The 12,907-nt window shown below is 37.7% G+C and carries 15 protein-coding genes; 11 read left to right on the top strand and 4 right to left on the bottom strand.

All coding sequences use genetic code 11. The features are described from left to right. Window position 1: 1 nt before the first annotated feature. From NMAR_RS02090 to NMAR_RS02100, 3 genes are read right to left on the bottom strand one after another with little or no spacing between them, the layout of a single operon-like run. Window positions 2-397, bottom strand: a complete 396-nt coding sequence (locus NMAR_RS02090; RefSeq protein ID WP_012214772.1) for a VOC family protein — start codon at window positions 395-397, stop codon at window positions 2-4. Window positions 398-441: 44 nt separating this feature from the next. Then, entirely contained in the window at window positions 442-897 is a 456-nt protein-coding gene (locus tag NMAR_RS02095; protein WP_012214773.1) for a 50S ribosomal protein L19e, read from the bottom strand. After that, window positions 881-1,285 (bottom strand): 50S ribosomal protein L32e, encoded by a 405-nt coding sequence (locus NMAR_RS02100; RefSeq protein WP_012214774.1) that lies wholly within the window; start codon window positions 1,283-1,285, stop codon window positions 881-883. Before NMAR_RS02100 ends, NMAR_RS02095 begins: the two co-directional genes overlap by 17 nt. 150 nt (window positions 1,286-1,435) lie before the next feature. Between NMAR_RS02100 and pckA the strand changes: the two genes are divergently transcribed. Further along, entirely contained in the window at window positions 1,436-3,040 is a 1,605-nt protein-coding gene (gene pckA / locus NMAR_RS02105; RefSeq protein ID WP_148680037.1) for a phosphoenolpyruvate carboxykinase (ATP), read from the top strand. Between the two features lies 1 nt (window position 3,041). Here pckA and NMAR_RS02110 read toward each other — a convergent pair whose 3' ends face one another. Next, a complete protein-coding gene (locus NMAR_RS02110; protein ID WP_420835138.1) occupies window positions 3,042-5,054 on the bottom strand; it encodes a S8 family serine peptidase in 2,013 nt (670 codons plus the stop codon). Between the two features lie 88 nt (window positions 5,055-5,142). Between NMAR_RS02110 and NMAR_RS02115 the strand changes: the two genes are divergently transcribed. The 10 genes from NMAR_RS02115 (at window position 5,143) to NMAR_RS02160 (ending at window position 12,904) form a co-directional block, all read left to right on the top strand. After that, window positions 5,143-5,763: a superoxide dismutase gene (locus tag NMAR_RS02115; RefSeq protein ID WP_012214777.1), complete on the top strand. Its 621-nt coding sequence runs from the start codon at window positions 5,143-5,145 to the stop codon at window positions 5,761-5,763. Window positions 5,764-5,845: 82 nt separating this feature from the next. Further along, window positions 5,846-6,283 (top strand): prefoldin subunit alpha, encoded by a 438-nt coding sequence (gene pfdA / locus NMAR_RS02120; RefSeq protein ID WP_012214778.1) that lies wholly within the window; start codon window positions 5,846-5,848, stop codon window positions 6,281-6,283. A 3-nt stretch (window positions 6,284-6,286) separates the two neighbouring features. Beyond that, the gene (ftsY, locus tag NMAR_RS02125; protein ID WP_012214779.1) at window positions 6,287-7,828 is read left to right on the top strand and encodes a signal recognition particle-docking protein FtsY; all 1,542 of its coding nucleotides are present in this window, start codon (window positions 6,287-6,289) and stop codon (window positions 7,826-7,828) included. Next, window positions 7,825-8,739 carry an ornithine carbamoyltransferase gene (argF, locus tag NMAR_RS02130; protein WP_012214780.1) on the top strand — a complete coding sequence of 305 codons (915 nt, stop codon included), beginning with the start codon at window positions 7,825-7,827 and terminating at the stop codon, window positions 8,737-8,739. Before ftsY ends, argF begins: the two co-directional genes overlap by 4 nt. 36 nt (window positions 8,740-8,775) lie before the next feature. Further along, window positions 8,776-9,258 (top strand): 50S ribosomal protein L18, encoded by a 483-nt coding sequence (locus NMAR_RS02135; protein WP_012214781.1) that lies wholly within the window; start codon window positions 8,776-8,778, stop codon window positions 9,256-9,258. 1 nt (window position 9,259) lies between these two features. Beyond that, complete coding sequence (locus tag NMAR_RS02140; protein ID WP_012214782.1) at window positions 9,260-9,976, top strand: 30S ribosomal protein S5; 717 nt, start codon at window positions 9,260-9,262, stop codon at window positions 9,974-9,976. A 6-nt stretch (window positions 9,977-9,982) separates the two neighbouring features. Continuing rightward, on the top strand, window positions 9,983-10,450 hold the full coding sequence (locus NMAR_RS02145; protein ID WP_012214783.1) for a 50S ribosomal protein L30: 468 nt from the start codon (window positions 9,983-9,985) through the stop codon (window positions 10,448-10,450). Between the two features lies 1 nt (window position 10,451). Next, window positions 10,452-10,916: an uL15 family ribosomal protein gene (locus NMAR_RS02150; protein ID WP_012214784.1), complete on the top strand. Its 465-nt coding sequence runs from the start codon at window positions 10,452-10,454 to the stop codon at window positions 10,914-10,916. Then, on the top strand, window positions 10,909-12,339 hold the full coding sequence (secY, locus tag NMAR_RS02155; RefSeq protein ID WP_012214785.1) for a preprotein translocase subunit SecY: 1,431 nt from the start codon (window positions 10,909-10,911) through the stop codon (window positions 12,337-12,339). The genes NMAR_RS02150 and secY overlap by 8 nt, the downstream gene beginning before the upstream one ends. Next, entirely contained in the window at window positions 12,326-12,904 is a 579-nt protein-coding gene (locus tag NMAR_RS02160) for an adenylate kinase (RefSeq protein WP_012214786.1), read from the top strand. Before secY ends, NMAR_RS02160 begins: the two co-directional genes overlap by 14 nt. The last annotated feature ends 3 nt before the right edge of the window (window positions 12,905-12,907 follow it).

Here is a 12,907-nt window from a genome sequence, read left to right on the forward strand (position 1 = left end):
TTTACAATCCTCCTCCTGATACTTTGCTTAATTCAATGTCATACCCTGTTGGATCTTTGATGTATACTGAACTTGATTTCTCAAAATCTACAGGCCCGTCATAAAGTACTTCGACTCCAAGTTCTTTGCACTTTTGCATAATGTCGTCAAAATTCTCTACATGAAATCCAAAATGTGCAATTCCTCCAGTAGGAGTTACCTGTGGGTCTTCATACAAACAAAGTTTGATTGAATCATTTCCAATAATTTTTGAAGGTGCACCCATCTTGTTTGGTGAATTGTCATCTTTTCTAATCTCAAACCCGAACAAATTTTTGTAAAATTCTACTGTTTTTGCCAAGTCTTTTACATTCATGTTGACATGATCCATGGATGTCGCTTTGAGTATGTCTGTCATAGTCTAAATTGGATCTTTTGAATTAAAAGGATTTTTGAAAAGTTCTAATTCTTTCTTTTTGCGACAATCTCTTCCATTAATTGTCTCAAGTGGGCCTTGTTTCTGACTGTATTTCCACCTACTTTTTTGTAGAGTGCCCAAAATTCAGGATTCGTCAATTCTTTTCTATCTTTTGCAATCTTTAGCAGTCTTCTCAATGAACGAACCTTTGCAACATAGATTTCTTTTTTGCCAACACGTGCACCTTTACGTCCTTGTTTTGAACCTTGTTTAGTACCTCTCTTGTTTCTTTGAGCTTTTTTAGTTTGTGCTCTTCCTCTGGATGTTCCAGTAAATGAATCAATTTTGATTGTGTTAGCTGTAATTAGACTTCGAATGTTTTCTCTTGTAATTGCATCAGCTACATCAGTAAGATGGTCTGCATCAAATTTTATTCTGTGGACTCCAACACCAGTTACTCTGGATGCTAGTCTTTTCTTAGCTTTAAGATTTACTACCACTTGCACTCACTCTCGCATTGAAAATTTTGAATTTTTGCTCAACTGCTTTTGTAACAATCTCTTTTCTTTTTCTAGTACCTACACTGTGACCTAATCTTACTCCATCCTTTTTTGGATCAAGTTTTGCCAAGTCATCTAAATTGTAAACTAAATTATCTGTAAATCCTGATGGATGTAATCCTCTTGCATCTTTTGGTCCGCCAAATCCTACTTTGACTAGACCTGGACGACCTCTACTCCACTGTTTTCTCTGATGATGATCAATACCTTTTGGTTTTCTCCAACCAGTTTGAAGTCTAACATAACGCCAACTCTCTGGTCTTTCAAAATCAGGATTGTGTTCTTTGATCTCCTGTCTCTTTGCAATCTTGTCTTTGTTGATCGGCATCAGATTGACTCTTGAATTTTGGAATAAATACGTTCCTAGACAGTCAAAATAATTTCAATTGGTAAGAGATAATAAGGAAATGGAAGGCGGATCGAAATATCTCATGAACAAGCCTGGGATTAATGACATTATTTTTGGAGGCGTAATACTCTGACACAAGTAGTTGGTACTGCCACAACTGACAAGTTTTCAGCCCAACTCAAAGATTTTGGGATCAATCCATCCAAAGTCCACAGAAATCTTAGTACAGATGAGATGGTGAATCTAGCAGTTGAGAGAAAAGAAGGCGTGGTAAACTCTACAGGCTCTCTTTCAGTAAATACTGGAAAATACACTGGGCGTTCACCTGATGACAGATTTATCGTATATGATGATAAAACCCATGATACAATTGATTGGGGTAAAATTAACCATCAATTCCCAAGTGGTAAATTTGAAAAACTCTTAGAAAAAATGAAAAACTTTGTTGATAACAAGGAACTCTTTGTATTTGACGGATTTGTAGGAGCTGATCCTGGTACTCGTTTACCAATTAGAGTAATCAATGATCATGTTTGGCAAAATATGTTCTCAAGCAATTTGTTTATTCGTCCAACAAGTGATGAATTACAAAACCACGAACCAGAATTTACAATTCTTTGTATTAATGACTTTAAGGCTGACCCCGAGATTGATGGAACCAGAACTGACATATTCATCCTCATTGACTTGACACGAAAGATTGTCTTGATTGGTGGAACTGAATATGCAGGTGAAATGAAAAAGTCAATGTTTGGTGTAATGAACTTCCTCTTACCTGATAAAGGAATTTTCCCAATGCACTGTTCTGCAAACATTGGGGAAAAAGGAGACACTGCTTTATTCTTTGGATTGTCTGGCACTGGAAAAACCACACTTTCAGCAGACCCTAACAGAAAACTAATTGGTGATGATGAACATGGTTGGTCTGATAATGGGACCTTTAACTTTGAAGGCGGATGCTATGCAAAATGTATCAATCTTAGTCAAGAGGCAGAACCAGAAATTTGGAACGCAATCAAACCTGGTGCACTTTTAGAAAATGTAGTTCTAAATGACAACGTTCCTGATTATGATGATAACACTTTAACTGAAAACACTAGAGTTGGTTATCCTTTGGATTTCATTCCAGGTGCTGTAATTCCAAGTGTTGGTGGAAATCCTAAAGTGATTATATTTTTGACAGCAGATGCCTTGGGAGTATTACCTCCTGTATCAAGACTTACCAAAGAAGCTGCAATGTATCACTTTATGTCTGGATACACCAGCAAACTTGCAGGAACTGAAAGAGGAATTAAGGAACCAAAATCTGTATTCTCTCAGTGCTTTGGAGCCCCATTCATGCCTAGACCTGCCTCTGTTTACGCTAAATTACTTGGTGAAAAGATTAACGAACACAATACTGTAGTCTACCTCATTAACACTGGTTGGTCTGGTGGTCCATATGGAGTTGGACAGAGAGTCAAGATAAAGTATAGTCGTGCAATGGTTACTGCTGCACTTTCTGGTGGTCTAAATATTGTAAAGTATACTCACAATGATTTGTTTAATCTAGATGTTCCAACAGAAGTGGAAGGTGTTCCTTCTGAGATTTTAGATCCTAGAAACACTTGGATTGACAAAGATGCATATGATTTGTCTGCAAAGAAACTTGCTCAAATGTTTGTTGAGAACTTTAAAAAGTTTGATGGAGTCTCACAAGAAATTATTGACGCTGGTCCAAAACCACCACAATAAACTATCTTCTTTTTAGAACAATACCTATTATTCCAATTACAATTACTGCACTGGCAATTATTACCATCTGTCTTTCTGGAATGTCAAAGTCTAGTCTTTTTCTTTCTTCAAGCGTTTTGATTTCTATTGTGTTGTATGCACTTGATGTGTTTCCGTTAATTCTAATTTTTGCATCCACCCAATATTCTGCATTCTCATAGACATCAATTGATGCAGCTTTGTCTGGTGTTACAGTTGTTGTATCAATTCTTCCGTCTTTGCTGTTTGTAACTGAAATCTTTGCAAAACTCCATTCTTCTGGGTGATGGATTTCAAAGAATAGTTTTTCGTTTTGTTGAACTATTGAAATTGACCCTTGTGTATAGTGTAACACAAATGGAATGACATATTGTATCCCTTCATGACTTATCTTTATCTTTCCTTCATGTTCTCCAAACTTGTCTTCTAGTACCCTCATTTTTACATTCAAAATATTTTCATCAACTAACTCTCCTCCAAATTTTATGAACTCTGGCCCATCAAATGTCATGTCAAATCCATCCCATGTCCCATCAAGCGATTTTAGTTGGAATTGTTTTTCAACGACTTTGTTATCTGATGATGCTAGTCCTACAAAGTTTGGAGGCTCTATGATCAATTTTGCATCAAATGCTTTTGCGATGTTCAGCCTGCCTGCGCCTGTTTCTTGTATGGAGAATTCATCTCCGTAGGCATCAGATACAGGCTCAACTGTGGTCAGTAATAATGACTTTATCTCATGATGGTGCAATTCTGGATTTTTTTGTAGTAATAGTGCTGCTGCACCACTTACGTGGGGAGCCGCATAACTGGTTCCACTAGTAAAATTGTATCCTGCATTGTTTTGTGTGGTATTGATGTATGCTCCTGGCGCCACAATTTCTGGTTTGATATAAAATGGAGATACTGGTCCTCTTGAACTAAAATGTGCAAGATAATCTGGATTAAAGAACAAATTCAATGTAGCTTCATCTCCATTAATCGATTCAATAATCTCTAATCCTTCTTCTCTATCAATTGATACAACTGGAATTCTAGGCGAATAATTTGGCTCAATAAACTCATGAATTAATTCTCCAAGAAAAATTCCTGGAATGTTATTGTAAACAATCATTGCTTTTGCTCCTGCGTCTGCTGCATTAGTTTCCTTTATTGAAAAATACAACAATTCCTCTTTTACATCACTGCCTCTTTCAACAATCAATATTGAATCTTTGACATCGAGATCTTTTAATTCATCTACTTTTCCAAATCCTCCAAATACTAGTTTTCCAGAAATTGCGTCTTCCGTTTTTTTATTTCCTGCCATTGGAATTACTGTATATGGCTTGTCATTAACTTCTAATGTTGCAACCAAACTTGATGTAAGATTGTTGTAAGTTGCACCAACTGTAACTGACCCAAAGTTTCTTCCAGGACTTCCGATACTTCCTAATTCTGGACCGTCATTTCCAGCTGCAGTTACTACAAAGATTTCTTTTTCTAGTGCTTGATTTACTGCTCTTTCAATCTTTGTGTTTGTTTTGTTTACTCCTAAACTGATATTGATAATGTCTGCATCATCTTCAATTGCTTTTTCAATTGCTCTAATGATTAAATCTGATGATACTCCCTCTCCATCTTCAGATACCTTGTAGGCAAGGATTTTTGCCTTGGGTGCAACACCTGTTGCTTGCCCATCAGCAGCTATGACCCCTGCAACTTGTGTGCCATGTCCATTATTGTCCATAGGGGGTTGACCCTCTTGAATGAAATTGTATCCTCCAACAACTTTTCCATCATGACCCCAACCAAACAAATCTGGATGATTAAAGTCTACACCAGTATCAATAATCGCAATTTTGATTCCTGTTCCATCTATTCCATCTATTCTTGGAATATCTGTTCCAACAAATGGGACACTTCTTTCCAAGTATGTATGAATTTGATTTTTAGAATCAGTTGCTTGAGTTAAAATTAATCCCATCAAAATTACAACAATAAAAGAAAAAATCACTAAGAATTTCACAAATCTTTTAACAATTTTAGCAAGTAAAAATGATTACCTGTAAACCAATAAATGGAATAAATTTTCAAATAAATTTATGGGAAAATACACACTTCCTGAAATGCCATATGCTTATGATGCATTAGAACCTCACATTGACGCAAGAACCATGGAGATTCACCACACAAAGCATCATCAAACATACACTGACAAACTAAATGCAGCTCTTGAAACATGTCCAGCTGAAATTCAAGACAAAGATATTCTTGACATCTTGTCTGATATCAATTCAGTTCCAGAAGACAAAAGAGGTGCAATTAATTTCAACGGTGGTGGTTATGATAACCATAGGCTATTTTGGAATAACATGAAACCAAATGGAGGCGGAGAACCTGGGGGATCAATTGCTGATGCAATTAACGATTCTTTTGGAAGCTTTTCTGACTTCAAAGAGAAGTTTTCATCCACTACAGCAGTAATTCAAGGCAGTGGTTGGGGATGGTTAGTATACAACCCTTCTTCTGGAAAGGTTGAGTACAAATCAATGCCAAACCAAACAAGTCCTAGAACTGAAGGACTAGTTCCATTGTTAGGCTGTGATGTTTGGGAACATGCATACTATCTCAACTACCAAAACAAGAGACCTGCTTACATTGAAGCATGGTGGAACGTAGTTAACTGGGATGAGGTAGAGAACAGATTCTCTAAAGCAAAATAAAGTTCATTCTTTATTTTTTATTCATTTTTTGATTCGCTTTCTATGAATGAATTTATAACCATAAGAGAAAGTCATGTTGTAAATGAGTCAAGAACAAGCAGAACAATTAATGCAACAAATGCAGATGCTTGAAACATATTTTGCAGACTTATCTCAAAGAGAAAATACATTTCTTGGTGTATTTAGAGAAGCAACTGCAGCTATTGAATCCATAAAATCTCTTAGTAAAAACCCTGAATCCGACACTCTTGTTCCAATTGGACTTGGAACATATGTCCCAACAAAAATTTCATCCGATAGCAAAATAATTTTAAACATTGGCGCAGGAGTGGCAGTAGAAAAAGACTTTCCTTCTGCAATTAATTATCTTGAAGAGAGAATCAAAGAAATTGAAATCGCAATACAAGATACTGCAGCAAAAAAACAAGATGCTGCTCAAAGATTGGAGCAAGGCAAAGCACAAGTCAACCAACTGATGCAAGCCATGCAACAATCTGGTCAACCTCCAAAATCGGGATAAACAATGTTTGATAAACTTCGTAGTGCATTTTCTAATGCAGCGAAAAGTTTTGGTGAAAAAGAACTTAATGAAAAAGACATAGAAGACATTCTCTTTGAATTAGAAATTTCTCTTTTAGAATCTGATGTTGCAACTGAAGTAATTGATTCAATCAAAGATGATCTTAAAGAAAAACTGGTCGGCTCCAAAGTTGACAAAAAAGAGATAGAAAAATTTGTTAAAGACAGTTTGATTTCTAGTATTTCTGCACATTTTGATGCAGCTGGAGAAATTGATCTATTTGGAAAAATTAATGAAAAAAAGGAACAAGGTCAACCATTTCTGATTTTATTCCTTGGAATTAATGGAACTGGAAAGACAACATCACTAGCTAAAGTTGCACACATGTTACAACAAGAAAAATATTCTGTTGTTGTTGCAGCTGCTGATACATTTAGAGCTGGTGCAATTGAACAATTACGAGAACACACTAATCGACTTAATCTAAAACTTGTTGCACAAAATTACAATTCTGATCCTGCAGCTGTTGCACGTGATGCAGTACTGTATGCAAAATCTCACAAAACAGATGTTGTTTTGATTGACACTGCGGGAAGAATGCAAACAAGTGAAAACTTGATGCAACAAATTGAAAAAATTACCAAAGTTGTAAATCCTGATCTAAAAATTTTTGTTGGTGATTCTTTGGCAGGAAATGATACTGTCAATCAAGCTCGTGAATTTCATGCGCATACAAACTTCCATGGTTCAATTCTTACCAAGAGTGATGCAGATGCAAGAGGAGGTGCTGCTCTATCTATTGTTAAAGTCACTTCAACCCCTGTGATGTATGTTGGAGTTGGACAGGAATATCCTGATTTGAAACCCTTTGATAAGAAAACTTTTCTTGAAACTGTTTTTGGAAATCTGGATAACGTCGATATCAAGAAAGAACCAACACCAGAACCAACACCAGAACCAACACCAGAACCAACACCAGAACCAACACCAGAACCAACACCAGAACCAACACCAGAACCAACACCAGAACCAACACCAGAACCAACACCAGAACCAACACCAGAACCAACACCAGAACCAACACCAGAACCAACACCAGAACCAACACCAGAACCAACACCAGAACCAACACCAGAACCAACACCAGAACCAACACCAGAACCAACACCAGAACCAACACCAGAACCAACACCAGAACCAACACCAGAACCAACACCAGAACCAACACCAGAACCAACACCAGAACCAACACCAGAACCAGAACCAACTTCTGATGATCCGTTTGAAGGAATCAAAGATGATGAGATTGCAACTTATTCAGATTTGTTTGATGTTCCTCCACCAGAAAACGATGATGAGGCTTTCAAACTAGGCAAAAAAATTCGTCAATGGATTAAAGATGGGAAACCTGAACCAGGGGACGAAGATGAAGAAGATGAAGATGAGTATGAAGATGATGAGGATGAAGATGAAGAAGAGATTCAAAAACATGATAAAGAAGAACCAAAAAAGAAAAAAGGTAGGTTCGGGTTCTTTAGAAGATGAAACTAAAAACAAAAAATTTACTCACTTTAGCGGAATTGTCCCCAAAGGAATTTGTGGGTCTAATTGATGATGCACTTAAACTAAAAAAAGAACTCAAGAAAGGTGGAAACAAACCTATTCTAAAAAACAAAACATTAACGATGATTTTTCAAAAACCATCTACTCGAACACGAGTTAGTTTTGAAATTGGAATGTCACAACTTGGCGGTTATGCAGTTAATCTTTCATCAAATGACATGCAGTTGTCACGAGGTGAGTCAGTTGAAGATACTGCAAAGACTCTTTCACGATATACTGATTGTATAATGGCTCGTGTCTATGATCACAAATTATTAGAACAATTATCTGAAAATGCAACTGTCCCAATCATTAATGGACTCTCTGATACTTTTCATCCTTGTCAAATCTTGGCAGACTTTATGACAATAAAAGAAAAGAAGAAAAAAATCAAAGGAATTAAGATCGCGTGGATTGGTGATGGCAATAATGTATGCAATTCTATGATTTATGGTACAGCATTGGCAGGTGCAACAATGTCTATTGCAACTCCAAAAGGCTTTGAGCCGGACAAGAAGACCGTCAAAGAAGCCCAAAAGTCAACCATTATAGAACTAACGACTGATCCGCTAAAGGCAGTAAAAAATGCCGATGTTATAGTAACTGACACCTATTCTTCTATTCATAACAATGATCCAAAGAGAATCAAAAAATTCCTTCCGAAATACCAAGTTAACCCCAAATTGATGAAGTCTGCAAAGAAAGATGCGATCTTTATGCATTGTCTTCCAGCAAAACGAGATCAAGAAGTTACTTCGTCAGTAATTGATGGTCCACAATCTGTTGTTTGGGATGAAGCAGAAAATCGTCTTCATTCTCAAAAGGCATTGCTTGCCTCGCTCATTCGCGCTTAACGTATATAAGAGCACGTTCAAACTCGAATTCTATACATGGCCTATTCAAAAATATTAAGGAGACTGCGCGAGGAGAAGACCAATTATCGTAAACGTAGTACAATGTTGATGGGTAAGCGTGACTTTATCACTGTAAATATTACTAATGAAAATACTCAAGTCCAAATTCTAAAACCTGGTATGACTGGCGACAAGGTTGTTGCATCTGCACATTCTAGATATCTTCTTGAAAAAGGTTGGAAGGGCTCTAGAAAGAGTGTCCCAGCGGCATATCTTACTGGATACTTGGCAGGAAAGAAAGCACTTGGACAAGGTGCAAAGGATGCAATCTTGTATACTGGAACTAAAAGATACACCCAAAGAATGGCAGCAGCTCTCAAAGGAGTTATCGATGCAGGTCTAGAGGTTCCAGCAAACGAAGAAACATTTCCATCTGAAGAAAGAATTAACGGAGAACATCTTACTGTTAAAAACGAAGTCTCTAAAATGAAATCTACAATTGATACTGAGGTAAAATGAAATGAGTCAAACAACAGAATCTAAACCACAAGGCGGACAGAAAGGTAAAGGTGCCCCAACTTATGGCGGAGGTAGACCTGATGGTGCAAAAGGTGGAGATAGACCAAGAAGAAGAAGAGAACCAGAAGAAGAAGTTTGGGTTCCAAAAACAATTCTTGGACAAAAAGTTGCATCAGGAGAAATTTCATCACTAGAAGAAATTATTGAATTAGGATTAAGAATTCAAGAAGCAGGAATTATCAAAAAATTACTGCCTGACTTGAAGAGTGAAGTCGTTGATGTTGGAATTATCCAAAAGATGACATCAAACGGTCAATCAACAAGATTCAAAGCAATCGTTGCAACTGGAAACGAGAACGGTTACTTGGGAATTGGACAAGGAAAATCAAAACAAATGAGAATTGCAATTGAAAAGGCAACAAACGCTGCTTATCTTAACGTCAATCCAATCAAGATGGGCTGTGGCAGTTGGGAATGCAGATGTGATCAAAAACATTCAGTACCATTCAAAGTAAAGGGTAAAGGTGGAAGTGTTACAATTGAAATTATTCCTGCACCTCGTGGATTAGGTCTTGTAGCAGGTGGTAAAATTAAACGATTATTGGAGTTAGCTGGTCTAAAAGACGCTTGGACTACTGCAAAAGGTTCAACTCCTACAATGAACTCTACTTCAAAAGCTATCTTGGACTGTCTTAGACAGACATTTAGTCAGGGTTGATGAGAAATGGCAAATGCAGTACTAGTTGTTAGAATCAAAGGTCAAGCAGACTGTCCTTATTGGGCATCAACTACAATGGATTTGCTAAAACTTGAAAGAAAATATCGTGCAGTAATTCTTCCTGCAAAAGACAACTTACTTGGTATGCTAAAAAAAGTACAACACTATGTTGCTTGGGTTGATCTTGACACAGAGTTGGCACAAGAACTCATTGACAAAAAAGCAAGAAAGTCTGGATACAAGAAAGTAACGCCAGAAGATCTTAAAGAATTAGGTTATGCAAGTTCTGCAGAACTAGCTGCAGCACTAACTGAAGGAAAAACAATGTTATCAAAATTAAAACCACTAAAACCTTGGTTTGCATTAGCACCACCAAGACACGGATTCAAAAGAAGTACAAAGAGATTGTATGGACAAAAAGGAATTCTTGGAAGAAACAAAGAACTCGCAACAATTGTTAGGAATATGATTTAACATGGCAACAAGATTAAGAAAAACAAGACGACTTAGGGGAGGACGCCACATGGGATGGGGCCAAGTAGGTCAACATCGTGCAAGTGGTCACAAAGGTGGTCTTGGAGTTACTGGAATGATGAAACATCATTGGAGTACAACACTAAAAGATGAACCAGATCATTATGGCCATGATTCAACTAAACCACCTCACCCAAATATTACCAAGAAATGGGCTAGCGTCCGTGATCTTGATGACTTGTTTACTAAGTTCGGTAAAGAAGAAGGAGGAAAAAAAGTCGTAGACCTTGAAAATGCAGGATACGAGAAACTCCTTGGCGGCGGAAAAGTATCAAACGCTTATTCTGTCAAAGTCACACAGTACACTGCATCTGCAGAAGAGAAACTAAAGGCTGTTGGCGGAGAAGTAATTTCTGCAGCAAAAGAAAAATCTGATGGGGAAGAGGTAGTTACAGAAGATGGCTGAGGGTACAGTTACCACCATCATTCGAAAGATGGTCTTTAAAGCAGAACCATATCTTCCTCAAGTTCCAAAACCAAAAAAGAAGATTCCATTATCCACTAGATTGCTCTGGTGTGGAGTTGCATTACTTATCTACATGGTAATGGGCCAAACACCATTATTTGGAGCAACAACCCCTGAATTTGACTTCCTAGCATTTGCTAGAGTAATTTTTGCATCACAACAAGGAACCCTTGTTGAATTAGGTATTGGGCCGATTGTAACAGCTGGACTCTTGATGCAGTTGTTGAGAGGTTCAGACATTCTCAAATTTGACTTTAAGAAACCAGAGGAAAGAGGTGTATTCCAAACTGCAACAAAGATGGTAACTTATGTTGTAATTGTAGCTGAATCTATTGTATATGGCGTAGCAGTCTATGGTCCTGGAGTCTCTGACCCGTCGATACTGTATGTCATGGTCGGGCAGCTTATGGCCGCGTCGATTATTATCATGTTCTTAGACGAATTAATTCAGAAAGGCTGGGGCCTTGGTAGTGGAATCAGTCTCTTCATTATGGCAGGTGTTGCTCAACAAATTCTGTGGAGTCTGTTCAGCCCATTGCCTGCAGGAGATGGAGGAACTATTGGTATCATTCCATACATTGGACAATCAATCATGGCAGGTGACCTGTCAAACATCATGTTCCGTTCAAACCAGTTGCCGAGCATCTTCGGTCTGTGTCTGACGGCAGGTGTTATACTGATACTTGTCTTCACACAAGGAATGAAGATTGAGATTCCAATCGTATCTACAAAATACAGAGGATTCTCTGCAGTCTATCCAATCAAGATGATGTATGTATCAAATATTCCAGTTATCTTGGCATCTGCACTTACTGCAAACGCCGTCTTTATCTTCCAGATGTTGTGGGCCAATGCGAACCCGCGTAACAATAATTTCTTTATGAATTTCATAGCGCAATTCGACCCGACGAGTCCGTCGACCCCAATTGGTGGTCTTATCTATTACATCACACCACCTAGAGGTCTAGACGTTGCAGCTTTGGATCCTGGACGTGCAGTTGGCTATGTCCTATTCATGATTGGAATTGTAATTGTATTTGGTAGGTTATGGGTAGAGCTAGGTGGTCTTTCACCAAAGAGTGCAGCTCAGAACTTGCTTGATGCAGATGTACAGATTCCTGGATTTAGAAGATCAAACAAACCCGTTGAAGCATTGTTGAACAAGTACATTCCATCAGTCACCATTATTGGCTCAGCTATTCTGGGTCTGTTAGCAGGTGCATCTGATGTCTTGGGTGTATTTGGTTCTGGTATCGGAGTTTTACTTATGGTAGATATTCTCATCAACTATTACACACAATTAGTTAGAGAACAAGTCGAAGTTGTAATGCCGCGATTGGGTGCTTTACTTGGCAGAAAGTAAGAAAATTGTTTTAGTTGGAATCCCAGGAGTTGGGAAGACTACATTACTATCTAAAATTGTTGATCACATCAAAGATCATCAAAAGAGTATCAGTGTTGTAAGTTATGGAACTTTGATGTTTGAGGTTGCAAAAGAAAATGGTCTTAATGATAGAGACGAACTACGAAAACTCCCAATCGGAAAACAACAAGAACTACAAAAAGTTGCAGCTGAAAAGATTGCAGCACACACTGAAGAAATTGTAATCATTGACACACATGCATTTATCAGCTCTCCAGAAGGATACTATCCTGGATTACCAGAACATGTTCTCAAAATTATCAAACCATCAAACTTTGTCTCAGTATCTGCAAAGCCTGAGGAAATCTATAGCCGAAGAATGAGCGATGACACTAGAAATCGGGATAAAATCACCCTTGCAAATGTCAAGAAAGAGCTAGATGTCCAATCAGGTATGATTTCAGCATGTGCAGTAATTACAGGCTCACCAGTCAAGTACATACTCAATCGTGAGGGAAAGGTTGATGAAGCAGCAAATAAGATAATCAATTCATTAGGACTGTAAAAA

It is taken from the genome of Nitrosopumilus maritimus SCM1 (assembly GCF_000018465.1).
In the GTDB taxonomy this organism is placed as follows: domain Archaea; phylum Thermoproteota; class Nitrososphaeria; order Nitrososphaerales; family Nitrosopumilaceae; genus Nitrosopumilus; species Nitrosopumilus maritimus.